This is a genomic window from Vibrio sp. NFR (genome assembly GCF_027587095.1).
Lineage (GTDB): Bacteria > Pseudomonadota > Gammaproteobacteria > Enterobacterales > Vibrionaceae > Vibrio > Vibrio harveyi.
Genome location: NZ_JAPPTN010000007.1, coordinates 39,387 through 65,642, shown reverse-complemented (window position 1 = coordinate 65,642; position 26,256 = coordinate 39,387). Strand labels below are relative to the sequence as shown.

At 45.0% G+C, this 26,256-nt stretch carries 24 protein-coding genes; 6 read left to right on the top strand and 18 right to left on the bottom strand.

Annotation, left to right across the window (positions count from 1 at the left end; translation table 11 throughout):
* Positions 1–6: 6 nt before the first annotated feature.
* From tmk to yceD, 11 genes are all read right to left on the bottom strand, one after another.
* Entirely contained in the window at positions 7–639 is a 633-nt protein-coding gene (gene tmk, locus OH463_RS14710) for a dTMP kinase (protein ID WP_033001763.1), read from the bottom strand.
* Entirely contained in the window at positions 636–1,652 is a 1,017-nt protein-coding gene (gene mltG, locus OH463_RS14705; RefSeq protein WP_269991528.1) for an endolytic transglycosylase MltG, read from the bottom strand. Before mltG ends, tmk begins: the two co-directional genes overlap by 4 nt.
* Complete coding sequence (gene pabC / locus OH463_RS14700) at positions 1,649–2,464, bottom strand: aminodeoxychorismate lyase (protein ID WP_269991527.1); 816 nt, start codon at positions 2,462–2,464, stop codon at positions 1,649–1,651. The genes mltG and pabC overlap by 4 nt, the downstream gene beginning before the upstream one ends.
* Positions 2,465–2,571: 107 nt before the next feature.
* On the bottom strand, positions 2,572–3,819 hold the full coding sequence (gene fabF, locus OH463_RS14695) for a beta-ketoacyl-ACP synthase II (RefSeq protein WP_005444811.1): 1,248 nt from the start codon (positions 3,817–3,819) through the stop codon (positions 2,572–2,574).
* 93 nt (positions 3,820–3,912) lie between these two features.
* The gene (acpP, locus tag OH463_RS14690) at positions 3,913–4,146 is read right to left on the bottom strand and encodes an acyl carrier protein (RefSeq protein ID WP_004406112.1); all 234 of its coding nucleotides are present in this window, start codon (positions 4,144–4,146) and stop codon (positions 3,913–3,915) included.
* A gap of 245 nt (positions 4,147–4,391) precedes the next feature.
* Positions 4,392–5,126: a 3-oxoacyl-ACP reductase FabG gene (fabG, locus tag OH463_RS14685; RefSeq protein WP_005444803.1), complete on the bottom strand. Its 735-nt coding sequence runs from the start codon at positions 5,124–5,126 to the stop codon at positions 4,392–4,394.
* A gap of 34 nt (positions 5,127–5,160) precedes the next feature.
* The gene (gene fabD / locus OH463_RS14680) at positions 5,161–6,084 is read right to left on the bottom strand and encodes an ACP S-malonyltransferase (protein WP_017189384.1); all 924 of its coding nucleotides are present in this window, start codon (positions 6,082–6,084) and stop codon (positions 5,161–5,163) included.
* A gap of 75 nt (positions 6,085–6,159) precedes the next feature.
* A complete protein-coding gene (locus OH463_RS14675) occupies positions 6,160–7,110 on the bottom strand; it encodes a beta-ketoacyl-ACP synthase III (RefSeq protein ID WP_005444799.1) in 951 nt (316 codons plus the stop codon).
* A gap of 5 nt (positions 7,111–7,115) precedes the next feature.
* A complete protein-coding gene (plsX, locus tag OH463_RS14670) occupies positions 7,116–8,141 on the bottom strand; it encodes a phosphate acyltransferase PlsX (RefSeq protein WP_005444797.1) in 1,026 nt (341 codons plus the stop codon).
* A 10-nt stretch (positions 8,142–8,151) separates the two neighbouring features.
* Positions 8,152–8,322 (bottom strand): 50S ribosomal protein L32, encoded by a 171-nt coding sequence (gene rpmF / locus OH463_RS14665; protein ID WP_005396978.1) that lies wholly within the window; start codon positions 8,320–8,322, stop codon positions 8,152–8,154.
* Between the two features lie 59 nt (positions 8,323–8,381).
* Positions 8,382–8,906 (bottom strand): 23S rRNA accumulation protein YceD, encoded by a 525-nt coding sequence (gene yceD, locus OH463_RS14660; protein ID WP_005444794.1) that lies wholly within the window; start codon positions 8,904–8,906, stop codon positions 8,382–8,384.
* A 149-nt stretch (positions 8,907–9,055) separates the two neighbouring features.
* On the opposite strand from yceD, the gene OH463_RS14655 reads away from it, so the two are divergent.
* A complete protein-coding gene (locus OH463_RS14655; protein ID WP_269991526.1) occupies positions 9,056–9,637 on the top strand; it encodes a Maf family protein in 582 nt (193 codons plus the stop codon).
* Between the two features lie 354 nt (positions 9,638–9,991).
* Here OH463_RS14655 and rluC read toward each other — a convergent pair whose 3' ends face one another.
* Together rluC and OH463_RS14645 are read right to left on the bottom strand one after the other, a co-directional pair.
* Complete coding sequence (gene rluC / locus OH463_RS14650; protein WP_005444789.1) at positions 9,992–10,936, bottom strand: 23S rRNA pseudouridine(955/2504/2580) synthase RluC; 945 nt, start codon at positions 10,934–10,936, stop codon at positions 9,992–9,994.
* A gap of 151 nt (positions 10,937–11,087) precedes the next feature.
* The gene (locus OH463_RS14645; RefSeq protein ID WP_017189381.1) at positions 11,088–11,261 is read right to left on the bottom strand and encodes a hypothetical protein; all 174 of its coding nucleotides are present in this window, start codon (positions 11,259–11,261) and stop codon (positions 11,088–11,090) included.
* A gap of 312 nt (positions 11,262–11,573) precedes the next feature.
* Here OH463_RS14645 and rne point away from each other — a divergent pair, with 312 nt between their 5' ends.
* Both rne and OH463_RS14635 read left to right on the top strand, forming a co-directional pair.
* A complete protein-coding gene (gene rne, locus OH463_RS14640) occupies positions 11,574–14,660 on the top strand; it encodes a ribonuclease E (protein ID WP_269991525.1) in 3,087 nt (1,028 codons plus the stop codon).
* A 327-nt stretch (positions 14,661–14,987) separates the two neighbouring features.
* Positions 14,988–16,547 (top strand): SulP family inorganic anion transporter, encoded by a 1,560-nt coding sequence (locus OH463_RS14635; protein WP_005444782.1) that lies wholly within the window; start codon positions 14,988–14,990, stop codon positions 16,545–16,547.
* Between the two features lie 63 nt (positions 16,548–16,610).
* Here OH463_RS14635 and OH463_RS14630 read toward each other — a convergent pair whose 3' ends face one another.
* Positions 16,611–17,060, bottom strand: a complete 450-nt coding sequence (locus tag OH463_RS14630) for a low molecular weight protein-tyrosine-phosphatase (protein WP_005444780.1) — start codon at positions 17,058–17,060, stop codon at positions 16,611–16,613.
* Between the two features lie 117 nt (positions 17,061–17,177).
* Here OH463_RS14630 and cobO point away from each other — a divergent pair, with 117 nt between their 5' ends.
* On the top strand, positions 17,178–17,783 hold the full coding sequence (cobO, locus tag OH463_RS14625) for a cob(I)yrinic acid a,c-diamide adenosyltransferase (RefSeq protein WP_005444774.1): 606 nt from the start codon (positions 17,178–17,180) through the stop codon (positions 17,781–17,783).
* Between the two features lie 99 nt (positions 17,784–17,882).
* Here the strand turns inward: cobO and OH463_RS14620 are convergent, their stop codons facing one another.
* From OH463_RS14620 to apbC, 3 genes are all read right to left on the bottom strand, one after another.
* The gene (locus OH463_RS14620; RefSeq protein ID WP_269991524.1) at positions 17,883–19,973 is read right to left on the bottom strand and encodes an AsmA family protein; all 2,091 of its coding nucleotides are present in this window, start codon (positions 19,971–19,973) and stop codon (positions 17,883–17,885) included.
* A gap of 190 nt (positions 19,974–20,163) precedes the next feature.
* A complete protein-coding gene (udk, locus tag OH463_RS14615; protein ID WP_005433235.1) occupies positions 20,164–20,805 on the bottom strand; it encodes a uridine kinase in 642 nt (213 codons plus the stop codon).
* 181 nt (positions 20,806–20,986) lie between these two features.
* Positions 20,987–22,063: an iron-sulfur cluster carrier protein ApbC gene (gene apbC, locus OH463_RS14610; RefSeq protein WP_269991523.1), complete on the bottom strand. Its 1,077-nt coding sequence runs from the start codon at positions 22,061–22,063 to the stop codon at positions 20,987–20,989.
* A gap of 157 nt (positions 22,064–22,220) precedes the next feature.
* Here apbC and metG point away from each other — a divergent pair, with 157 nt between their 5' ends.
* Together metG and OH463_RS14600 are read left to right on the top strand one after the other, a co-directional pair.
* On the top strand, positions 22,221–24,281 hold the full coding sequence (metG, locus tag OH463_RS14605) for a methionine--tRNA ligase (RefSeq protein ID WP_017817847.1): 2,061 nt from the start codon (positions 22,221–22,223) through the stop codon (positions 24,279–24,281).
* A gap of 213 nt (positions 24,282–24,494) precedes the next feature.
* Positions 24,495–25,301: a hypothetical protein gene (locus OH463_RS14600; protein ID WP_269991522.1), complete on the top strand. Its 807-nt coding sequence runs from the start codon at positions 24,495–24,497 to the stop codon at positions 25,299–25,301.
* Positions 25,302–25,408: 107 nt separating this feature from the next.
* Here the strand turns inward: OH463_RS14600 and fadR are convergent, their stop codons facing one another.
* On the bottom strand, positions 25,409–26,248 hold the full coding sequence (gene fadR, locus OH463_RS14595; RefSeq protein WP_110414860.1) for a fatty acid metabolism transcriptional regulator FadR: 840 nt from the start codon (positions 26,246–26,248) through the stop codon (positions 25,409–25,411).
* Positions 26,249–26,256: the final 8 nt, after the last annotated feature.

The window sequence follows — 26,256 nt, the reverse complement described above, 5'->3', positions numbered from 1 at the left end:
CTCAGCTTACTGAGCTGCAAGCCATGCATTTAGTGCAGCTCTGATATCATGTGCCACTTCGTCAATCGACTGCTCTGCATTGATAACTACGATAGAGTCATCTGCATTAGCCAACTCTAGGTAACGCTCACGAGTGCGTTCAAAGAAGCTGATGTCCATTTTCTCAATTCGATCTAGCTCACCGCGACCACGAGCACGCTCAAGACCAACACGAGGATCGATATCCATGTACAACGTAAAAGCAGGTTTGAACTCACCAAGCGTAGTGTCGCGTAAGTTTTTCATCAGCGACGCATCGATTTGACGACCACCACCTTGGTAAGCTTGAGAAGACAAGTCATGGCGGTCACCCACCACCCATTGATTGTTTGCAAGTGCTGGCTTGATTACATTTTCCACTAGCTGGACACGAGCTGCGTAGAGTAAAAGCAGCTCCGTCATATCTTTCAAATCTTCGCCTTCGTGCTCTTCTTTAACCAATGCACGCATCTTTTCAGCGAGAGGGGTTCCACCGGGCTCACGAGTATTAACGATATTTTCAATACCTGCAGCTTTCAGCGTATCCAAAACCGTTTTGATTGCCGTACTTTTACCCGCGCCTTCTAGGCCCTCAACGACAATAAAGTTTGCTTTCATCATTTGTTCTTTCTTAGTTCTCTTAAATAGGCACGTACAGCACGGTTGTGCTCAGCAAGGGATTTCGAAAATACATGTCCGCCCTTCCCACTTGCTACGAAATATAGATAGTTACTGTTTTCAGGGTTTAACGCGGCTTCAATCGAAGCTTCACCCGCCATGGCAATCGGCGTTGGTGGCAAACCATTGATAGTGTATGTGTTGTATGGTGTAGGAGTACGCAAATCTTTCTTACGGATATTACCATCATAGGCATCTCCCATACCGTAGATAACTGTAGGGTCTGTTTGTAGACGCATACGTTTGTTAAGACGATTTACAAATACAGATGCGACACGCTCACGCTCCGAGTCTATCGCCGTCTCTTTTTCAATGATAGAAGCAAGAATCAGCGCTTCGTATTTGTCTTTTAGTGGCAGTTTCTCTTGGCGTTCTTCCCACTGAGCATCCAAAATCTTGTTCAGCTTACTATGAGCACGCTCTAAGATCTGACTCTCACTTGTACCAGCTGTGTAGTGATAGGTTTCGGCAAGGAATAAGCCTTCAAGCTTTTCGCGCTCTATCCCCAGCTTTTCAGCCATCTGCTTTTCCGATAATCCGGTCAAATCATGTTTGACATAAGGCGCTGCACTTAACTGCTCAACCCACTCAGAAAAGCGACTGCCTTCCACAAAGGTAATCGCAAACTGATGTTCTTTACCTGTGTTTAGTTGTTCCAACGTGTCATATAGAGAGGTGTTAGCTTCTAGTTGGTAAGTGCCTGCTCGCACCTGAAGAAGCTCCGGATAGAGATGAGGCATTAAACGAGTGTAGTCTGAAGCTTCGATGATGTTACCTTTCGCCAAGTCACGCATTACTCGGTGAAAGCTGGTGCCATTTTCAACGGTAAACAGCTGAGGCTGCTCAATAAGAATTGGCGAGTTAACGTATTGCTTAGTCTGTGAAACAACGTAAAAAACACTTGCTGCACCAATAACGGCAATCAGTACAACAAACGCAAACAGTTTTTTAATCACGTATTTAGATTCCCTTGAAGTCGTCGAGTCAATTTCCCAATTGGAAAGTCAATCTTGTTCTCTGGTGCTGAAATACCGGAAACCGGTGCTACACCCAATAGTGAATTACACATCCACACCTCATCTGCATCGAGCAAATTTGTCAGTGTGAAATCGGCTACCTGCACTGAGTAACCTTCGCTTTGGAGATATTCCAAAACCTTACGGCGCATCACACCAGCCACACCGGATAAACACAAACCGGGTGTGAACACCTTTTCATCTTTAACCCAAAAAAGGTTTGCCATTGTAGTTTCAATGACATGATTTTGCACATTTAACGTCACAGCATCAGCAAATTCAGTACCATCAATTTCTGCCTTTGCGAGCACCTGCTCTATACGGTTATTGTGCTTATGTCCGGCAAGTAATGGCTGGATTCCAAGTCGGGTTTCACAAACACCTAATTGCACGCCACGCTCTTGCCAAGCAAGGTAGTGAGCAGGGAATGTAAAATTCGAGATAGTGACAACCGGACCTTCGACACCGCTAGGACTATACCCTCGACCACCACAACCGCGGCTAATATGAATTTTGATTCCGGCAGATTCATCTTTTAAAGTTGCCGACATCGCCCAATCCAAGACCGTACGCCAATCAGGAAAAGGGATTTGTAATGTCGTTAAGCATGCTTCCATACGTTCAACATGCGCTTGCCAATGCTCCAACTGCCCTTTCTTGGTTTTGATGGTAGAGAAACAGCCATCACCATATTGGAAAGAACGGTCACCGAGTGGAACATGTGTTTGTGGCAGTCCATTTACCCAGAACATTCAGATACCCTTGCTTTCTGATCGACAAATAAAACAAAACGGCTCAATGCTAAGCATCGAGCCGTTAGAATACAAGTATCGCTACTCTAAAACTGTGTTAGAGACTTTTACTCAGCGATTTTTTTGAATACAAGCGAACCGTTAGTACCGCCGAAGCCGAACGAGTTACAGATTGCGTATTCCATATCAACTTTGCGCGCAGTATGCGGCACAAGGTCGATATCTAAACCTTCTTCTGGATCATCTAGGTTAATCGTTGGTGGAACAATTTGATCTACCAATGAAAGAACCGTGATAATTGCTTCTACTGAGCCTGCTGCACCTAAAAGGTGACCAGTCATAGATTTAGTAGAAGAGACAAGAACCTGCTTAGAGCCTTCTTCACCAAGTGCGCGTTTCACACCCTTGATTTCAGCCACATCACCTGCTGGTGTTGATGTACCGTGAGCGTTCACGTAACCAACTTGAGTACCTGTGATGTTTGCGTCACGCATCGCCGCTTCCATTGCCAGTGCGCCACCAGAGCCATCTTCACTTGGAGAAGTCATGTGGTAAGCGTCACCAGACATACCGAAGCCAACAAGCTCTGCGTAGATCTTAGCACCGCGCGCTTTTGCGTGTTCGTACTCTTCAAGAACCATCACGCCCGCACCGTCACCTAGAACGAAGCCGTCACGACCTTTATCCCAAGGACGTGATGCTTTTTGCGGTTCATCGTTACGAGTCGATAGTGCTTTTGCAGCACCGAAGCCTGCCATACCAAGTGGAGTAGATGCTTTTTCTGCACCACCAGCAACCATAGCTTCCGCATCACCGTATGCAATCATACGAGCCGCGTGACCGATGTTGTGAAGACCTGTAGTACATGCAGTAGAGATCGCGATGTTAGGACCACGAAGCCCACGCATGATAGATAGGTTACCCGCAACCATGTTTACGATGGTCGAAGGAACAAAAAATGGGCTAACTTTGCGAGGACCTTTCTCAACTAGCGCTGAGTGACCTGCTTCGATTAGGTCTAGACCGCCAATGCCTGAGCCGATTGCTACACCAACTCGAGCCGCGTTTTCTTCGGTAATTTCTAAGCCAGAGTCATCCAATGCTTGGATACCCGCAGCAATGCCGTACTGGATAAACAAATCCATTTTACGAGCATCTTTCTTAGACATGTACTCTGTGCAATCAAAATCTTTTACAAGACCAGCAAAACGAGTCGAGAAGTTCGTTGCATCGAAGTGCTCGATGTTTACGATACCGCTTTGACCTTCTAGCAGGGCTTTCCAAGATGATTCTACTGTGTTGCCTACCGGTGACAACATACCCATGCCAGTGACAACTACACGACGCTTGGACACGATATAATTCTCCGGGAATTGAATGTTTCTATGAGAGGATAGAAGAAGTTAGAAAGAACACAGGCGGTCTAGGAGACCGCCTGGGAGAGATAATTACTGAGCGCTGTTTACGTAGTCGATTGCAGCTTGAACAGTAGTGATTTTCTCTGCTTCTTCATCAGGAATCTCAGTGTCGAATTCCTCTTCTAGAGCCATTACTAGCTCTACAGTGTCTAGAGAATCAGCACCTAGATCGTCAACGAAAGAAGCTTCGTTTTTAACTTCTGCTTCGTCTACACCTAGCTGTTCAACAATGATTTTCTTTACGCGTTCTTCGATGTTGCTCATTTTTCTTTTCCTTTACAGATTTCGCCTAATGCGATGATTCCGTAGTTTATTCGAACTATTGAAGTTTGCAAGGGGGTCCTTGCTGGTCAAACCACAAAATTAGCGAATTTAACCGAATTTCAATACATTTTTGACTTAAATCATGCACAAATCTTGCGCATGAGCATGACAACTTAATGACAGTTAACAGCAACTATAGGCTATTTTTCATAAAGTAAAATAGCTTATTTTGCACGAACTGTGCATTAAACCATGTACATGCCACCATTTACATGCAAAGTTTCACCAGTAATGTAAGCCGCTTCAGGTGAAGCTAGGAATACAACTGCTGATGCAATTTCACGAGGGTCACCTAGACGACCTGCTGGCACGTTCGACAACGTTGCTGCACGTTGGTCGTCATTTAGCGCCTTAGTCATGTCAGTTTCGATGAAACCTGGAGCAACCGTGTTCACTGTTACACCACGAGAAGCCACTTCACGAGCCATTGATTTAGTGAAACCAATCACACCCGCTTTTGCTGCTGCATAGTTTGTTTGACCAGCGTTACCCATAGTACCAACAACAGAACCTACGTTGATGATGCGACCAGCGCGTTTTTTCATCATGCCACGTAGAACCGCTTTAGACATGCGGTAGATTGGCGTTAGGTTTGTATTGATGATGTCGTTCCACTCGTCATCTTTCATACGCATTAGCAAGTTATCGCGCGTGATACCAGCGTTGTTTACTAGAATATCGATTGCACCAAACTCATCATTGATGGTTTTTAGTGTTGCTTCGATAGACTCAACGTCAGTTACGTTAAGTGCTAGACCTTTACCGTTTTCACCTAGGTACTCGCTGATCGCCGCTGCGCCGCCTTCAGAAGTCGCAGTACCGATTACCGTTGCACCGCGTTCAACAAGAAGTTCAGCAATCGCACGACCAATGCCACGGCTTGCGCCTGTCACTAGAGCGATCTTACCTTCTAGATTCATCATGTTGTGTTTTCCTTTTCTTATCGTGAACAGATTACTTAGCGGCTTCTAGCGACGCTACGTCGTTAACTGCTGCTGCGCTTAGTGTTTTCACGATACGTTTAGTCAGACCTGTCAGAACTTTGCCAGGACCAAGCTCAAGAAGATTTTCTACACCTTGCTCGTTCATTAGCTGCACGCTCTCAGTCCAACGAACTGGGCTGTGAAGTTGACGAACAAGTGCGTCTTTGATTTTTGCAGGATCAGTTTCAGCCACCACGTCAACGTTGTTGATAACCGGAAGTTGTGGTGCGTTGAATTCGATAGATTCTAGCGCGACAGCTAGTTTCTCTGCTGCAGGTTTCATTAGTGCGCAGTGTGAAGGCACTGAAACAGGAAGAGGAAGTGCACGCTTAGCACCTGCTTCTTTACATAGTGCACCAGCACGTTCTACCGCGTCTTTACTACCTGCGATAACAACTTGACCAGGTGAGTTGAAGTTTACTGGAGAAACGACTTCACCTTGTGCTGCTTCTTCACAAGCTTTTGCAATTGCTTCGTCATCTAGACCGATGATCGCGTACATTGCACCAGTACCCGCAGGTACCGCTTCTTGCATCAGTTGACCACGTAGCTCAACCAGTTTGATTGCTTCTTTAAAGTCAATCACGCCAGCACACACAAGCGCTGAGTACTCACCTAGGCTGTGACCCGCTAGGTTTGCTGGTTGCTCAAGACCAAGCTCTTGCCATACACGCCAGATAGCAACAGATGACGCTAGCAAAGCTGGTTGAGTACGGAAAGTTTGGTTTAGATCTTCTGCAGGTCCATTTTGAACAAGCGCCCATAGGTCGTAACCTAGTGCGTCAGATGCTTCTGCAAATGTTTGTTTTACTACGTCATATTGTTCGCCTAGATCAGCAAGCATACCAACTGCTTGTGAACCTTGACCTGGAAATACGATAGCAAACTTGCTCATGTTGTTTTCCTTTAAGCAAAGTAAAAAGAAATAAGATGCACCGTAGCGCATCTTAAATTTTGAATCTTGTGAAACTTAGAATTTCACCAGGGCAGAACCCCAAGTGAATCCGCCGCCAAACGCTTCAAGAAGTAGAGTTTGACCACGTTTAATACGACCATCACGTACCGCCTCATCCAGTGCTGTTGGCACGGTTGCTGCTGATGTGTTGCCGTGTTTATCAAGTGTGATCACGACTTGGTCTAGTGACATCGAAAGCTTTTTCGCTGTCGCTGAAATAATGCGGTAGTTGGCTTGGTGCGGAACCAACCAGTCTAGTTCAGACTTGTGCATATCGTTTGCTTCAAGCGTGTCTTTCACTAACTTCGAAAGCTGAGTTACTGCCACTTTGAAAACTTCGTTACCCGCCATGTGCAGCCATTTATCTGCATCTTTACCACGCTCAGGTACAGGAAGGCTCAGAAGATCACCAAATTGACCATCTGAATATACGTGTGTCGAAATGATGCCAGGTTCTTCGCTCGCACCAATTACCACCGCGCCTGCCGCATCACCAAATAAGATGATAGTTGAGCGGTCAGTCGGATCACACGTTTTCGATAATGCGTCAGCACCAATCACAAGTACGTTTTTACACATACCTGATTTAATGTGTTGGTCAGCTACAGACATTGCGTATACAAAGCCTGAACAAGCAGCGGCTAAGTCGAAAGCAGGACAACCTTTAATGCCAAGCTTTGCCTGCACCTGACACGCAGATGAAGGGAAAGTATGGCTACTGCTCGTGGTAGCAACGATAATTAGGTCGATATCATTTTTATCAATGCCGGCCATATCGATAGCGTTTTCAGCTGCGTAGAATGCCATGTCCGCAACAGTTTCATCTTCTGCTGCAATTCGACGCTCTTTAATACCCGTGCGAGCTACGATCCACTCGTCACTTGTATCTACCATTTTCTCTAGGTCTGCGTTAGTACGCACCTGAGATGGCAGGTAGCTGCCAGTACCTAAAATTTTGCTATACATGAAGACTAATAATGCCTCTCGAGTAAAACCGCTTCCAAACGATCGCTAATACGGCTTGGTACTTGTCGTTTGACCTCGTGTACTGCCTCGCCAAGTGCATTGACAATCGCAGATACATCCGCACTTCCATGGCTTTTTATGACAATGCCGCGCAATCCTAGCAAACTTGCGCCGTTATACTGGTCGGGGTTCAGTGTTTTTAGTTCATTAAATAGCCGAGAAAACAACTTTCTAGCAATCCAACCCTTAATCGTCGATTCCATCATGCTGGTTTTTAGTTTTTCGATGAAGAGTTGAGCTGTTCCCTCGCTGGCTTTTAAGCATACGTTACCGACAAAGCCATCACAAACAATGACATCGGCTACGTCATGCAAAATTTGATTACCTTCAATATAACCGACAAAGTTGATGGCGTCGGTTTGAGAAAGCATTTCTGCACAGCGTTTGACTAAATCGTTACCTTTGATTTCTTCTGCGCCAATGTTCAGCACCGCAACACGAGGAGGTCGACCTAGGTGTTCTTCTGCTAATGCACTGCCCATCACGGCAAACTGGAATAAACTGTCGGCATCGCACGACACATTTGCTCCCAAATCTAACATCCAGGTGCGTTTTCCACTGATGGTCGGTAACGCAGAAACTAAAGCAGGACGCTCAATACCAGGAAGCAGCTTAAGAATAAAACGTGACAGCGCCATCAATGCGCCGGTGTTACCACCACTCACACAAGCATCAGCTTCGTTTTCAGAAACCAGATCAATCGCCATACGCATAGAGCTATTTTGGCTATTGCGAAGGGCCAAAGACGGTTTTTCTGAATTAGAAATCACTTTCTCGCTATGAAGAATGCTCAAACGAGAACTGGTAGAGGTACCAAGTTGAGATAATTGAGACGTGATCAGAGATTGATCACCTATAAGAATCACTTTTAGCTCTGGGAAATGAGACAGTGCCTGCACGGCGGCAGGCACTGTTACGCGTGGACCGAAATCCCCGCCCATTGCATCAAGTGCAACGGTAATACTTTGCAAAGGTTCAACCTTACTTGTTGATAACCTTTTGACCACGGTAGTAACCTTCAGCAGTTACGTTGTGGCGTAGGTGAGTTTCACCAGAAGTCGCGTCTACAGATAGTGCAGCTGTAGTTAGCGCATCGTGTGAACGACGCATACCGCGCTTAGAACGAGTTTTACGGTTTTTCTGTACGGCCATTGACCCTACTCCTATACTATTGGGTTAAAAACCTAAAGAAGAAGCGGCTACCACACCAGTTACTTTTTCAGATTTTTCAAAACGTCGAATGGATTCGGTTTTTCTTCCTCAATTTCTTCAGGAATTTCACCAAAAACCATGTTATTTGAGTCAACGCTACAATCCGCATCATCGTGCATTGCGATTTGAGGTAATGTTAAGATGAACTCGTCTTCAACCAGTTGTATAAGGTCTAATTCACCGTACTCATTTAGATCTACCAAATCATAAATTTCTGGTGCTTCCTCTTCCGTCTTCTCACCGTAGTAAGGAGTGTAAAGGAATTCAACTTCACACATGTGTGTGAATACCTCATTACAACGCTGACACTCTAAATCAACTTCGATGTTAGCTTTACCAGAGATAACAACAAGTCGCTGTTCATCAATATCAAATGACAATGAGACTTCTGCGTCGCGTTTTACGCCTTCAGTTGTTTCCGCTAAGCGCTTGAAAAGACTAGCTTGGATGATGCCATCGTAATCTAATCGTTTCTGTGCGGACTTTGCTGGATCAACCGTTCGCGGTATTTTTACCTTTTGCATAGGGCGCGAATATTATCTTCCAAATCAAAATTAGTCAAAGAAAAAGGCAAAAAAGTTGTACTTTTTTACGCTTAACATATAGAGCATTAGCCAGAATCAATTTTGATCGATTATTCTATTGGAAATGCTCGCGTGAATTGTAATTCAAAATGAAAAATTACCAACTGGTTTTAGCCTCAACTTCCCCTTTTCGTAAACAACTGCTGGAAAAGCTATCAGTACCGTTTACTTGTTTATCTCCGCAATGCGATGAGACCCCCTTCCCCAACGAAACGCCTTTAGATTTGGTGCAAAGGCTTGCGATTGGAAAAGCGACGTCTTGCGATACCGACCAAGACAGCTTGGTGATCGGGAGCGATCAAGTTTGTGTTATTGACGACAAGATAGTCGGCAAACCATTAGACCGAGAGAATGCCATCAAGCAATTATTGGCTCAAAGCGGTAAAACCATCACTTTTTATACTGGGCTTGCGGTACATAATACAGCCACGAATCACACTGAAGTCGGCTTCGACACCTTCGAAGTTCATTTTAGAGATTTGTCGCTTGAACAGATTGAACGATACGTCGACAGAGAAGAACCATTTTATTGTGCTGGCAGCTTTAAAAGCGAAGGAATGGGAATTTGTCTTTTCAACAAATTAGCCGGCAAAGATCCGAATACGCTAGTAGGCCTGCCTCTCATTGACTTGATCGACATGCTACAAAAGCAAGGGTTTGAGGTTTTGTAAAAAGTACTATGTAAAAGATATTGTGTAATAGGTATTGATAGTTAATAAACGTTAAAGGGTTGGCATGAGAAAGCGCCAACCCTTTTTTAAATGCCAGTGCGAGAAGATTAAAATCACAGCGTCAAACTAATCACTCTATATCTAAGATAGAGATTCCCGACAATGCTCTTTCGTCGCTCTCGGGAAAGACGCTGTGTCAGCCCATTCCTCTAAAAATAAGAATTACCCACTTAGATTTAGAAGTCGCAGCGCGTCATCCTCAAGAGTGAGGAACGAGCGAGTTGGGGATCTCTTTTCTCATCTTTCGAAGCGAAGCAGTCTTGCTATCCCATAGGGTGAAGCCCGCTCTCACCTCTACTTCTTACGCAGACCCGCGAGTACTTTCTCTAATCTCGCTTCCATCGGCGCATTGATTTCCATCCACTCATCATTCGATGGGTGTTGGAACTTGATGTTCGCTGCATGAAGGAACAAACGGTCTAAGCCCACTTGCCCAGTGTAAGCATCGAAGCGACGGTCGCCGTAGCGATCATCCCATGCAATTGGGTGACCCGTGTATTGAGTATGCACACGAATTTGGTGAGTACGACCGGTAATTGGGCTAGCTTGGATAAGCGTTGCTTGGTCAAACTTTTCCAGAATCTTGAATCGAGTTTCTGACGGCTTCCCATTTGGGTTCACACGCACGATGCTATTCACTTCGTTTTTAAGTAGCGGCGCATTCACGACCTTACAGCTGCTTTTCCACTCCCCCATCACGAGGGCAAAGTAGAACTTCTTCACGGTCTTTTCGCGAAATTGCGCTTGCAGATGGCGCAATGCTGAACGCTTCTTAGCCACCAATAAAATACCAGAAGTATCGCGGTCGATACGATGAACAAGTTCAAGGAAGCGAGCTTGCGGACGTAACGCACGAAGTGCCTCGATAGCACCAAATTTAAGACCACTGCCACCATGCACAGCTGTACCAGAGGGCTTATTTAGAATCAGCATATGATCGTCTTCAAAAATGATCATATGTTCTAGCTCTGCTACTTTGTTCAACTTAGTGCTTGGCGCAACGTCGTCCTCTTTTTTCTCTACCGTTACTGGTGGAATACGTACGAGATCGCCAGCCTTGAGTTTGTACTCGGCTTTAATACGCTTTTTGTTAACGCGCACTTCCCCCTTACGCACGATTCTGTAAATCATGCTCTTAGGGATATCTTTTAATTGGTTACGCAAAAAATTATCAATGCGTTGACCTGCCATATCTTCGTCGATATCAACGAACTGGACTTTTGTTCTTATTTCGCTCATGCGCGGTATTGTAAACCCAAATCTGTGCGACTTCACATTATTCTTGCTGCAAAAGAAACACTCGCTGTCATAAATTGTTCTAAAACTCGCCAAGCTTTTGTTTAGATTATTAAAAGTCTTTATCAACTTCTCGTTTTAATTTGTGTCTTTCTCAGTTTGCAAGACTCAAGTGCTTATGAAACAGCCAGTTATAAATTACAAAAATTGAATTTAGCGCCAAATTTTCCATCGTTTGCGCTAAAGCAGATTGCTGATATCCACCTGCACTGCTATAGTTCACAGCTGCTAAGGAAGGTTTGGTTACATTTTGTTCATTACCAATCATTTATCCCCAAGCAATGTGAGTAGATTGTTGAACGTCAGGTGCAGCATTGGCGTAAGACACGTTGAGTTCAACACACTTGTCACTCTACTCCTCGCATATTCACGTTGAGTATCTACCGCCCGAATAGCGGGTCACAAGTTAACGTTTCCAACGAAACCCAAAGCAATTTGTGATGACTGAAGTGCCCTAGAGCATCCCCTTCCAGCCGGGAGGCTGCAAAATATAAGCCATGGGATCAGGCACCGTGAAAGAGCGAAAAGCCAGTGACAAGTTGAAAAGAAAGATAAAAGAAAAGACAACGAGAAATTTTCAATGAAAAGAATGTTAATTAACGCAACTCAAAAAGAAGAGTTGCGTGTCGCTCTGGTTGATGGCCAGCGACTTTTCGATCTTGATATCGAGAGTCCGGGTCATGAATCTAAAAAAGCGAATATCTACAAAGGACGTATCACACGTATCGAACCAAGCTTAGAAGCCGCATTTGTTGATTACGGTGCTGAGCGTCACGGTTTCCTCCCTCTCAAAGAAATTGCCCGCGAATATTTCCCAGAAGGTTACACTTACCAAGGTCGCCCAAGCATTAAAGAAGTGCTGACTGAAGGTCAAGAAGTTATCGTTCAAGTGGAAAAAGAAGAACGTGGTAGTAAAGGCGCAGCTCTAACTACTTTCATTTCTCTTGCGGGTAGCTATCTTGTTCTTATGCCTAATAACCCTCGTGCCGGCGGTATCTCTCGTCGTATCGAAGGTGACGAGCGCACTCAACTAAAAGCAGCATTAAGCACTTTAGAACTGCCTCAGGGCATGGGTCTGATTGTTCGTACTGCTGGCGTTGGTAAGAGTGCAGAAGAGCTTGAGTGGGACTTGAACGTACTACTTAACCACTGGGGTGCAATTAAAGGCGCAGCAGATTCTAACCCTGCTCCTTTCCTAATCCACCAAGAAAGTAACGTAATCGTTCGTGCAATCCGTGACTACCTACGTCGTGATATCGGTGAAATCCTAATCGACAGCAACACCATTTATGAGCGTGCTAAAGAGCACATCAAACTGGTACGTCCTGATTTCATCAGCCGCGTTAAGAAATACGAAGGCGAAGTACCACTATTCAGCCACTACCAAATCGAAAGCCAAATTGAATCGGCTTTCCAACGTGAAGTGCGCTTACCATCAGGTGGTTCTATCGTAATCGACCCAACGGAAGCTCTAACATCTATCGATATCAACTCGGCTCGCGCAACCAAAGGCGGCGATATCGAAGAAACAGCGCTTAATACTAACCTAGAAGCAGCAGACGAAATCGCTCGTCAATTACGTCTACGTGACCTTGGTGGTTTGGTGGTTATCGACTTTATCGATATGACACCGGTGCGCCACCAGCGTGAAGTTGAAAACCGTCTGCGTGAAGCCGTTCGTCTAGATCGTGCTCGTGTACAAATCGGTCGCATTTCCCGCTTTGGTCTGTTGGAGATGTCTCGTCAGCGTTTGAGCCCTTCTCTAGCAGAAGCAAGCCACCATATTTGTCCTCGTTGTAGCGGTACAGGTGTTGTTCGTGATAACGAATCTCTAGCACTTTCTGTACTTCGCCTGATCGAAGAAGAAGCTCTAAAAGACAATACAGCCCAAGTACTAGCAGTAGTGCCTGTGCCGATCGCATCTTACCTTCTGAACGAAAAACGTCGCTCGGTCAACCACATCGAACGTATTCAAGAAGTGAAGATTACGGTTGTGCCAAACTCAGACATGGAAACGCCTCACTTCGAAGTTATCCGTGTTCGAGAAGGCGAAGAGTTTGACCTGCTTTCTTACCTACTTCCTAAGAAACTGGAAGCAATGAAAGAAGCAGAAGGCAAAGAGCCAGCAGAGGTTGATGTCAAGCCTAAGCGTATCGAAGAGCCTGTATTAAAAGGTTTTGCTTCGCCAGCGCAAACTGCTCCTACGCCAGCAGCAACTTCTAAACCTGCTCCAGCAGCGAAGAAGAAAGAAGCAGCTCCGCAAGAAGAAAAACCTGGTCTATTCAGCCGTCTGTTTAAAGCAATTGGTAGTTTCCTATTCAGTGGTTCTGAAGAAGTTAAAGAAGAACCTAAGAAAGAAGAGAAAAAACCAAACCGCGATAACAAGCGCAACAAGCGTGACCGCAACGATCGTCGTCGCAACAACAACCAGCGTGATAACCGCGAAGGTCGTGACAACCGCGATAACAAACGTCGTCGTAAACCGCGTGAAGAACAAGCGACTGAACAGAACGAAACACAACAGCAGCCTAACAAGCAGCAAAACCGCAACCAGAAACGTAAACCTAGAGCTCAACAAGCTGAAAAAGCACAAGAGCCTAAAGTTAACGCGAAAGTCGCGGAAAAAGGTCTGCAGCTAGCTGCTGAAGCTCGTACTGGTTCAGAAGCGAAGCCGGAAGAAAATAAAGCGAAGTCAAACGCAAAAGCAGAGAAAGTGAAGGAGCGCCGTCAACGTCGCAAGCTAAACAAATCTGTACGTGTTAAAGACCAGCAAGCGGCTGAGCAAGCAGAACAGGAAGTACCAGTACAACCTGTTGAAGCAGTTGAAGCAACGGTTGAGAAGCCAGTTGAGGCAGCAGCAGAAGCGCAACAAGACAACAAAGCAGAGTCTAAGCAGCGTCGTAACCGCCGTTCACCACGTCACCTACGTGCAAGCGGTCAACGTCGTCGTCGTGGTCGCGATCGTCGTCCTAACCCATTCCGCCTACGTAAAGGTGGTGTAGCATCTCCTGAGATGGCAATGGGTAAAGTGATGCCACGTTACATTCCAAAACCAGCGCCTAAGAAGGAAGAGCGAGTGAAGGAAGAAGTAGTGGTAACGGCAGCAGCAGTTCCTGCAATTCAAGGTGGTTTTGCTTGCCCTGAAATGGCGATGGGTAAAGTAATCATCCGTCGTGAACAACCTGCAGTTGTTGAAGCACCAGCAGTTGAAACGAAAGTTCAAGAATCTGTAGAAGCGAAAGTAGAAGCGCCTGTTGCGGAAGTGCCAGTGGTAGAGGATGCCGTTGCTGAGCAAGCTGAAGCTACAGTAGTTGAAACAACGCAAGTAGAGCCAATCGTTGAAGCACCTGTTGTCGAAGTGACTGAATCTGCAGTTGAAACAGCTCCAGCTCAGGAACCAGCCGTTGAAGTGGCAGAAGAAGCGGTAACAGAAGTTACAGCAGAAACGCCAGTAGAAACGCAAGAACCTAAAGCAGAAGTTATCAAAGTAGCAGCTAAGCCACGCGCTAGTGCTCCAATGACTAAAGCGCCAGGTCCTCAAGAGCTTCGCGAAATTACGGTTACAGCGGCACCGTTTAAAGCTGAGCGCTACGCACCGAAAGGCGCAGGTAGCCAAGTAGCAACAAACCGTGCATCAGCAGTAATGACAAAACCGAACTTTAACTAAGTTTTACTTTGTCATCGCATTAAGCGAAATACGAAACAAAAGGCTGCCAATCGGCAGCCTTTTTTGTTGAAGTAAGTGTTAACTCTAATTAGCTATATTAATATCAATGACTGATCACATTTGTGCGTCAATATCCCCTTCATTGTTGAACTTAATCACACTTTTCGGTAGCATTCGCCGACTCAAGTTTTCGACACCATTCTGATGCGGCTCTTTTTTTAATACGGTTTGTGCTGATAGAAGTGACTTCACTTTCACCAGCAGTACTTGTGCAAATACGAATATGTGTCGGGAGAAATTCATCGCCAAGAGAACTCAATACAAAACATGTTCGAATTTCCTCAATTTTCTAAGCACTCCGTAAAAAACGACGTGCTATCAGGTCTAACTGTTGCGCTCGCATTGGTTCCTGAAGCCGTAGCATTTGCATTTGTTGCTGGTGTAGACCCTATGGTTGGTCTTTACGCAGCCTTCATTGTCGGTCTTATCACCTCTATTTTCGGTGGTCGACCAGGTATGATTTCCGGTGCGACTGGCGCAATGGCAGTTGTTATGGTGTCGCTTGTTGCAACTCACGGTGTTCAATATCTATTTGCCGCAATTATGTTGGCGGGTATTCTTCAAATTGCAGCCGGTCTATTTAAGCTAGGTAAATTTATCCGAATCGTTCCTCACCCGGTGATGATTGGTTTCGTAAACGGTCTGGCTATCGTTATCTTCCTTGCACAACTAGGTCAGTTCAAAGCACCAGACCTTAACGGTATGCTAACGTGGCTACCACAAGACCAAATGCTGCTAATGCTAGGTCTGGTTGCGCTAACAATGGCTATCATTCACTTCCTACCAAAGATCACAACGGCAGTGCCTTCTTCTCTGGTTGCGATCGTGACCGTTACTGCACTTGTTGTTGGCTTGGATCTAGAAACACGTACCGTAGTTGACTTCCTACGTACTATGTCTGGCGATGAAGCAGCGACTTTGGCGGGTTCTCTTCCGACCTTCTCTATTCCAGCGGTACCTTTCACTCTAGAAACTCTGCAAATCATTTTGCCTTACGCAATCATCCTTGCCGCTATCGGTCTGATCGAGTCTCTGTTGACACTAACAGTGCTGGATGAAATGACTAACACTCGCGGTCAATCTAACCGTGAATGTATCGGTCAAGGTATGGCAAACATGACGTGTTCTGTGTTTGGTGCAATGGGTGGTTGTGCGATGATTGGTCAGTCAATGATCAACGTAAACTCAGGTGGTCGTGGTCGTCTATCAGGCATCGTTGCGGCTATCGCTCTGCTAATGTTCATCCTGTTTGCTTCTTCACTCATTGAGATGATTCCACTTGCTGCACTCGTTGGTGTCATGTTCATGGTGGTTATCGGTACATTCGAATGGGCAACCTTCAAACTTGCACGTCGCGTACCTAAGCAAGATTTCTTCGTTATCGTTCTTGTAACAGTAGTGACGGTGCTGACTGACCTAGCTGTTGCAGTAGCCGTGGGTGTGATTGCATCTGCGCTAATGTTTGCATGGCAACATGCTAAGCACATCTACGCAGATACGCGTCTAAATGAAGAAGGCTCAAAAGAGTACAAGATCCACGGTCCTATCTTCTTTGGTTCTGCGGCAAACTTCCTAGAATTGTTTAACGCACATGGCGATCCAAAAGACATCATCGTTGATTTCGCGGACTCTCGCGTAACAGACCACTCTGCTATCGAAGCGATTGAAACGTTGGCTGAGCGTTACGCCGCACTTGGTAAAACACTTCACCTACGTCACTTGAGCCCAGATTGCCGTAAGCTACTAGATAAAGCAGGTAGCTTGGTTGAAATCAACGTAAAAGAAGACCCAAGCTATAAGGTTGCAACCGACGTACTTGCAGGTTAATAAAAACAAAAAGGGATGAGCATGACTCATCCCTTTTGCTATCTATTTTAAGCTAATAAATACTCAGATTTTTTTCAAAATCGCTTCTGACGCCTCTTCAATCAAATCCAGTACCAGTTCAAAACCAGCATCGCCACCGTAATATGGGTCTGGGATCTCGTCATAATCAGAGTCACCATGACTTAAAAACAACGACACTTTAGGACGGTGTTCTACCGGGCAAATATCCAATAGATCGGCGAGATTGGCTTTGTCTGCAGCTAACACCATATCAAATTCATCGAAGTCCCCAACTGTTACCTTGCGAGAACGCATTCCTTTGAACGAATAACCGCGTTGCTTTCCCGCTTGCATGGCGCGAGCATCAGGCGGATTTCCGGCGTGGTAACCAATGGTCCCTGCAGAGTCCACTTCCACTGATATGCCCAGTTCTTTGGCTTTAGATCTTAATACCGCTTCACCAGTTGGCGAACGACAAATATTTCCCATACAAACAACGAGTAATTTCTTCATTTTATTCCCTGAATTATCGATGGTTTTTCTTCATCAACTGTTGGTCTATCATAACGAGATAATTCAATGAACCCAAATCGGCTTGGGTCAGTTCAAAAAAGGAATTGAGGAAGCATTATGTCTATCGACGAAAACAAAGAAGCACGCCACAAGGCGCGCCAACAAAAAGTAAAAGAGCAGGTAGACGCGAAAATCGCAGCCGCCCAAGAGGAGAAAGGTTTATTACTGATCATCACTGGTAATGGGAAAGGCAAATCGACTTCCGGTTTTGGTACAATTGCGCGTGCAGTTGGTCATGGTTTGAAGTGCAGCGTAGCGCAGTTTATCAAGGGTACATGGGATAACGGCGAGCGTAACCTACTTGAAAAGCTAGGTGTTGAGTTCCAAGTTATGGCAACAGGCTTTACTTGGGAAACCCAAAACAAAACAGCCGATACTGAAGCCGCCCAACTTGTTTGGCAAGAATGTAAGCGTATGCTTGCCGATGAATCAATTGATGTGGTTCTGTTCGACGAACTAACGTATATGGTGAGTTACGGGTACATAGACTTAGACGAAGTCGTCGAAGCACTAAATAATCGCCCTAAAATGCAATCGGTCGTCATTACAGGACGTGGAGCGCACCGTACTTTGATTGAAATGGCAGATACAGTATCAGAAGTGAAAAACGTTAAGCACGCCTTTGAATCCGGAGTTAAAGCTCTGAAAGGCATAGATTGGTAAGCGTCCGCCGTTGCTTCCGAAAAAACTACAAACTAAAAAGGGTTGGCTCAATGCCAACCCTTTTACTTTACCTATATCCTCATAAAGAAGCTTGGTCCTTTAGTTGAACAAGTTCTTCAACAAACCATCTACCGCCTCTTTTGTTTTCTCATCTTTGATCTTGTCCGTGAGCTTCTCTACTCCACGATCAATTTCTTTCTGAGCTTTTTGTTTCAACACGTCATCAAAGACTAGCTTGAACTTAGGATCTGCCCATTTGCCAGAAACGTTGATAGGGATAGTGATGTCTTTCAATTCATCAATGGTCTTACCACCCTGACCTTCCAATGAACCCACTATCGAAGTACTAATGGTGAAATCAACAGTTTCATTCAAGTAGTTTGCCTGCCCCTTACCACGAACACGAAGAAGTGGAGACTGCGCTTTCATGTTATCCGTTGAGACCGTGCCTTTATTTAACTTAAACGTCGCGGTCATCGCACTGAAGTCGGTTTTCTTAACTTCATCTGTGCCTTCGATGCTTTGACCTTTAAATCGCGCGTAGTTTTCGCGGATTAGCTGAGCAACGTTAATGCCATTCACAGCACCATCTGCAAAATTGATCACCACTGTACCAACAAGGTTCTTTTTGATGCCAGTTGGCGTTAGGCTCTTACCACTCACATTGACATCAATGTTACCAGTACCTTCCAGCATGTCGTTATTTGCTACATCGACAAGTAACGGTTGGACTTGTACACCTTTGATTGATTTCTTCGCAGAGTATGTGGCAGGTGATTTACGCGCATCCAGTTTGGCTGTCGCAGTGATCGTGCCTTGGTACAACTTAGAGCTGAATGAAGTAAGATCAAAGACACCACGATTAACAGAGAAGCTTGCTTTCACTGCTTCCATCTTCGCATTAGCCGCCTTAAATTTGTCAATCGTAATATTGCCTTTCACATCAAGCGTTTTTAGTGCAGACAAGTCCGGCTCAACTTCAGGACCAGTAGATGCACTACTGTTGCCACCTGATGCTGGTTTATCACCCGCAGGAGCTTGCTTATTCAAGCCAAGGAATTCGTCCAAATCGATATTAGGACTATGCACTGCAAAACGTACTTTAGGAATATCACCCAGAGTCACATCTGTTTTACCATCGAGCGCAATTGCGTTCGCCGTAAGTTTCTCGAGCACAAAGCTCAGATGATTCTTAGTGAGGTCGAATGAAAGATCAGAGACCATATCAACTTTCATGGGTGATTGCGGTAGCGCATCTCCCTCAAAAGTCGCATTCAACGTCAGCTTATTCAGTTGTACCTTACTGATCCCCTTATCGATACTTAGCTCACCACCACCTTGCATATCGAGCTTCATACCACCAGCGTCACCTTTCAATGCATAGCTCAAGTTATTCACTTTATCGAACTCAAACGTATCTAGGCCAATAGTTGCTGAGTCAATTTTGTTTGCAGGATCAGCGTAAGTCGCATCAAAGTTGATGTTTTTCAGTGCGTAGCTCGCCAGACCTTTTGCTACTTTAAAGTCCGCTTTGCCTTGTGCTGTGAACGTTTGGTCATTCATCTCACCTTTCATGCCGAAATCAGCCGTTGTCCAGTTATCAAAAGCAAACTGAGAAAGGTTTAAAGAAATGTCAGAAAGCTTAGTGTAGCTACCTGTTTGCTTGTCTTGGATTTCAACATAGCCATTTGAAATGCTGACTCCAGCGAGATTGATCGTCCAATCAGAAGCAGCACTTTGTGAGTCTGCCGCTTTTTCTGACGAAGCTTCGGTCGTTTGTTCTGCTTGTTGAGTTTGTGCTTTGGTTAACGCATCAATGTTCTTCGTGCCATCTTTCAGTGTTTCAAGATAGAACTCCGCACCATCAAGGGTGACATTACCAATTTCCAGCTGTTTGCTTAATAGCGGGGTAACCGAGACATCAACACCTACTGTCTCGACTTTAAATAGGTTTGGTTGACTAAAACCTTGTGGGTTTCTCAGTTCAGTACGACCCAATTCGAAACCAATCGACGGGAAAAACTGCCAGCTGATATCCCCTTCGATTACGAGTTCCAATCCAGTTTGCTTTTGCGCTTGCTCCACGATAAGTGGTTTAAATTGGTTTGGATTGACAAATATAACCAACCCTAAAATGACAGCCAAGATCGCCACAATTGGGATGGCAATGATTAAGAGCAGTTTCTTCATTCGCTTTTTCCTTGCTCGAGTGTTTTTACAATTATAAGCACAGACTTGTTTTATCGCTGACCGTTCCACGAAAGCGTGAAAAATGTCCGATTTTGTAGTGCAACTGACTAATTTAAAAACAAAAAAAAGAAGTGGCACCTAAGGTGCCACTTCTTCATACAAAAATAAAGCGATATAGCCGTCTAAACGCTTAAGCTTTCAGAAGTTTTGCAATGTGCGCTTTAAGAACATCGATTGCGATACGGTTTTTACCACCGCGAGGTACGATGATGTCCGCGTATTGCTTAGAAGGTTCAATAAATTGCATGAACATCGGACGTACTGTCTGCTGGTATTGCTTAAGAACAGATTCCATTGTACGACCACGCTCTTCAACGTCACGTTTAACACGACGCAATAGACAGATATCTAATGGCGTATCCATAAATACTGTCGCGTGCATTAAGTCGCGAAGACGCGGATCAGTCAGAAGCAAGATACCTTCAAGAATGATGACCTTTTTAGGGGTCATTGGAGTGGTATTGCTTGTACGAGTGTGCTCAGTGTAGCTGTACTCAGGTACTTCTACTGCTTCGCCACGAACCAATTTTTCTAAGTGTTCACACAGCAGGTCGTGGTCTAACGCGCTCGGGTGGTCGTAGTTAGTCTTTACACGCTCTTCCATGCTTAGTTGGCTTTGGTCGTTGTAGTAGCAATCTTCCGTGATGACACCGATTTGATGATCGCCCACTTTCTCGCGAAGCTCATTGTAAATAGTGCTCGCGATCAGACTTTTTCCAGAAGCAGAAGCGCCAGCAATACCTACGATGACGCATTGATTATTATCAGACATTAATTTGCACCCGATGATGATTTTCTAGTCACATAAAAAGATAAACTGCCTGATTATAGGGAGTTCACCCGTTCGTTACTAGTTGGAATTAGGGTTTCGTTATAAGTTTCTGTCAGCTCAGAGGATTAACCTCCGAGCAAACGTTTAAATGAACAATATTCAACCAGTGCTAATATTAAACTCAGTTCACCATAGTAAAACTGATTGCATCAGGTTTGGCTTTGCCTTGCCAATACATTGTACAACAAACACGATCAGCAAGTTGTTTATAGTAACCAGCGTGTTCACTATTCGGACGTCTCGCCACGGTCGGAATACCAGCATCAATGTCTTCTCGCATAGAGATATGAAGCGGAATTTGCCCAAGCAGCGCCAAGCCAAATTCTTGTGACATTTTTTCTGCACCACCACTACCGAAAATATGCTCAACAGCCCCACACTGACTACAAATGTGGTAACTCATGTTCTCAACGATGCCGACAACAGGCACGTTGACTTTATGGAACATCGCCGCACCTTTACGTGCATCCGCCAATGCGAGATCTTGCGGTGTTGTAACAAGCACCGTACCTGTTACTGGAATTTGCTGAGACAGCGTTAGTTGGATATCCCCCGTACCCGGTGGCATATCAATCACCAAGTAATCAAGCTCTGGCCAATCCGTTTCTGTCAGTAGCTGTGATAAGGCCTTAGAGGCCATGGGACCACGCCAAATGGCTGCTTCCGATTTATCGACTAAGTAGCCAATAGAATGAGTATAGATTCCGTGGGCAAAAATAGGCTCCATCCACTTAGCATCACGAACTTCAGGCTTAGCGTCTTCTTGACCAAGCATCATAGGAACCGATGGACCATAGATATCGGCATCTAACAAACCTACTTTTGCTCCGGATTGCGCAATTGCGAGGGCAAGGTTTACTGCTGTGGTTGATTTCCCAACCCCACCTTTCGCGGAACTTACCGCAATAATGTTTTTAACGCCCTTTACCGCATTGGTGACTTGAGTCTCAAGTGCTTTAACGTTGAGCTCAATCTGGAAATCAAATGCAGGAACGTCACCTGATGCTTGTTGCTCTTGTATCCAATCGGATAACGAAACTTGAAGTTCGTTACTCGCGAACGGTAAAGTGATTTGAATGCCACCTTGTGCGGGAATCAAGACAATACCGTGAATGTCCGCCCAGTTTTCCACCAACTGTGGATGTTGGAACTGGTTGAGCCAATGACAAAAATCTTGTTTTGAAGTGAACTGATGCATGAGACCTCCTTTATGCATCTAATCGTAGCACCCAGCGGCGAGATTCAGAACCCCAAAAAAACTAAGGCAATCCATGGTTTGATGCCTTGGCGTTAGGAAGCTCATGGGGTAGTATTACTCTCTATTTTTTATACCTATCAAAAAGCGATTATTAAGTATGGCAAACGATCCAAGAAAACTGCTGGTAACTTGTGCCCTTCCGTACGCTAATGGTTCGATTCACCTAGGTCACATGCTTGAGCACATTCAAGCTGATATCTGGGTTCGCTACCAACGCCTACGTGGCAACACTGTAAACTTCATCTGTGCTGACGATGCTCACGGCACGCCAATCATGCTAAAAGCACAACAGATGGGAATTACACCAGAAGAGATGATCGCTGCAGTAAGCGAAGAGCATCAGAAAGACTTCGCTGGCTTTGATATTAGCTTTGATAACTACCACAGCACACACTCAGACGAGAACCGCGAGCTAGCGTCTCACATCTACCTTGAGCTGAAGAAAAACGGCTTTATCTCTAGCCGCACTATCTCTCAGTTGTTCGACCCTGAGAAAGAAATGTTCCTACCGGATCGTTTCGTAAAAGGTACTTGTCCTAAGTGTAAGTCAGAAGACCAATACGGTGACAACTGTGATAACTGTGGTGAGACGTACAGCCCAACTGAACTGATTAACCCGAAATCAGCAGTATCTGGCGCAACGCCAGTCATGAAAGACTCTGAGCACTTCTTCTTCGACCTACCTCAGTTCGAAAGCATGCTAAAAGAGTGGACTCGTTCAGGTTCTTTACAATCTGAAACTGCTAACAAGATGCAAGAGTGGTTCGAGTCTGGTTTGCAACAGTGGGACATCTCACGTGATGCGCCTTACTTTGGCTTCGAAATCCCAGGCGAGAAGAACAAATTCTTCTACGTATGGCTAGATGCACCAGTTGGCTACATGGCTTCTTTCAAGAACCTATGTGACAAGACTGAAGGTCTAGACTTCGACGAATACTGGAAGAAAGACAGCTCAACTGAGCTTTACCACTTCATCGGTAAAGACATTGTTTACTTCCACTCACTATTCTGGCCAGCAATGCTAGAAGGCAGCGGTTTCCGTAAACCAAACAATGTATTCGTACACGGCTACGTAACAGTAAACGGTGCGAAGATGTCTAAGTCTAAAGGTACGTTCGTTAAAGCAAGCACTTACCTAAACCACCTAGACCCAGAGTGTCTGCGTTACTACTACGCTGCAAAACTAAACAGCCGTATCGACGACCTAGACCTTAACCTTGAAGACTTCACTCAACGTGTTAACGCTGACGTAGTAAACAAAATCGTTAACCTAGCTTCTCGTAACGCTGGCTTCATCTCTAAACGTTTTGAAGGCAAGTTGGCTGAAAACTTTGCAGAACCTGAGCTATACAACGAATTCGTTGCAGCAGCAGACCGCATTGCAGAGCTTTACGAAACTCGTGAGTTTGGTCGTGCGATCCGTGAAATCACTGCACTAGCAGACAAAGCAAACCAATACGTTGACGAAAAAGCACCTTGGGTTGTTGCAAAAGAAGAAGGCAAAGATCAGGAACTGCAAGAAATCTGTTCTGTAGGCATTAACCTGTTCCGCGTGCTGATGACTTACCTAAAACCAGTGATGCCTGCACTAGCAGCGCGTACTGAAGCATTCCTAAACGAAGAGCTAACTTGGGAAGGCATCGCTGCACCACTGACTGGTCACGAGATCACTAAGTTCAAAGCGTTGTTTAACCGTATCGATCCTAAGAACATCGAAGCGATGATCGAAGCATCAAAGGAAGACGCTGCGGCAGAAATGGCAGCAAAAGAAAAAGCGGAAGCAGAAAAGAACAAAGCTAGCCAAACTGAGCTAGATAAAGATCCAATCGCTGAAGAGATTGAGTTCGATGCTTTTGCAGCGGTTGATATGCGTATTGCTCGCATCATCTCGTGTGAAGAAGTGCCAAAAGCAAACAAACTGCTTAAGTTCCAACTAGACATCGGCGGTGAAACTCGTCAGGTATTCTCTGGCATCAAGTCAGCTTACAAACCTGAAGAGCTAGAAGGCAAGCTAACCGTAATGGTAGCGAACCTAAAACCTCGTAAGATGAAGTTTGGTATGTCAGAAGGCATGATCCTAGCAGCGGGTCCTGGGGGCAGCGACCTATGGATCCTTGAGCCACATGAAGGTGCCCAACCAGGCATGCGTGTAATGTAATTCGTCACTTTACGATCAAACGTAAAAATCCCCGCCCAATTTGGCGGGGATTTTTTTTGACAAAATTCACACTTTTGGTGAAATTACGCACCAAAATCGTACAGTTCTTTATTCATAAAAAAGCTAAGCTACTGTTTTAAAACAACTTAACTATTGGCATCAAAGATGCTCTTACTTAGTTGCTAGGTCAACAGCACTAACAAGGAGTTGGTTATGTTTGTTTTGATTTCTACTTTGATCTCGATTGCCATTCTGGCAGGGATCTATCATTTGGCAGCGAAGCGAGAAAAACAACATGCTCGCAAATATCAATTACTCGCCTTATTACGCGATGTGGTTCACCTACTACGCCGTCACCGAGCGGTGACCCACTACTCTATCCAATACCAACAACATCATGAAAAAGAGATAGAGCAAATTCATCAGGAGTTAGGTTATAAACTGCATCAGCTCGTGGAAACTTCTCGCTTTGAGAACAAACCCATGTATCGCGTGCTGCAAATCAAAATCGATAAGTTGATAGAACAATGGCAGGACAACACGGTAGCACGGAATCAGATGGAGCATGGCAAACTGATCCGCCATAGTTTGTTCTTAATGGATGAGGTTACCATCGCATGGCTCGCTATTGCCCAGAGAGACGAGTTACATGACGAGTACCATATGAATTGGCAAACCGTGATTGATAGCTTAGAAACGCTGACACAGCTCCGTATCAGCATTCAAGACATGCAAGACAGAGGAGGACCTGAAAGGATGAGAAATTACGCATCGGTAATGATTAGAAGGCTCAATCAATTGGCAGTAATTAGCCCCTTGAGCGTTGCCTCTCCGATGTCTGCTAGGTCGATTCAATCTCTAAATGAATATATAGAAGGTGAAATACTGTCACTGAGCGAAGAGGAGTTGTACGACATTACTTCTGATTTGTCCCTTACTGTGTTCAATACCTATGACCAGATGCTCTCAGACATCATAGAGACCCTTTACCTACCATTGCCCAGACTGTCCTTAGCTTAACGATTCGATGATGGTTTGACTGCTCTCGGTGAGTTACTACTAATAATAAAAAAACCGCAGGTACATGCCTGCGGTTTTGTATTTGAATCTTTTGCTAAGAGCGCTGATTAACTGTCGTCTTCCGTGAAGTTGGTCGGCAGTTCTTGCTTCATCTCATTCCAGATCTGAGCACTTTCCATACCATAGTGACGAATCACAACAGGAAGCTGATCACGTTGACCGGTTTCACACGTTTCTAGAAGTTGGCGGTAGAAGCGCAGCGCTAGATCTCGTGATGCTGGATTTGAGAAGTAGTAGCTGCCCACACGATCGTACAGTTTTCTCAAACCGTTAAAGATCAAACCGTAAATTTGGTTGCCAGAATGGAACGCTAAGCGTTGGAACAACATGTAATCATAGAAGTTGAACGTCTTAGCAATCAGGATTTCCTGACGTTTCGCCTCATCCTTCTCCGCGTCTTCTTTCACGCTTTGCAGAATCTTATCGGCATAAGGAGATGCCGCGATAAAATCGTCCCATGAAGGTGCTTTTACTAGAGCTTCACATGACTCGATAACGTTTTGAATAGTACGCTCAGACGCTTCTTTGTTTGCTTTGAATGCATAACGCATGAAGATAGGGCTGATGTTAGTACGTGCAGCAAGCAGGTCTTCTACGATGTTTGTCGCGTTATCAACATCTAGAGTCATCAGCGTGTCCAAGATATGCAGACCAGATGTCTCCATAAATTGGTTCACTTTGGTTGGCTTACCGTGCTGAATAGTCAACCAGCCATCACGAGCAAGACGTTGAAGTACTTCACGTAGAGTCGTACGGGTAACACCAATTAGTTCAGATAGCTCACGTTCAGCGGGTAAAATTGAGCCAGGTGGAAAACGGCCGTTCCAAATGCTCTCGATAATGTATTTTTCTGCGAAACCCGCAGGGCTTTTAGCCTTAATGACCATTCTGTTTT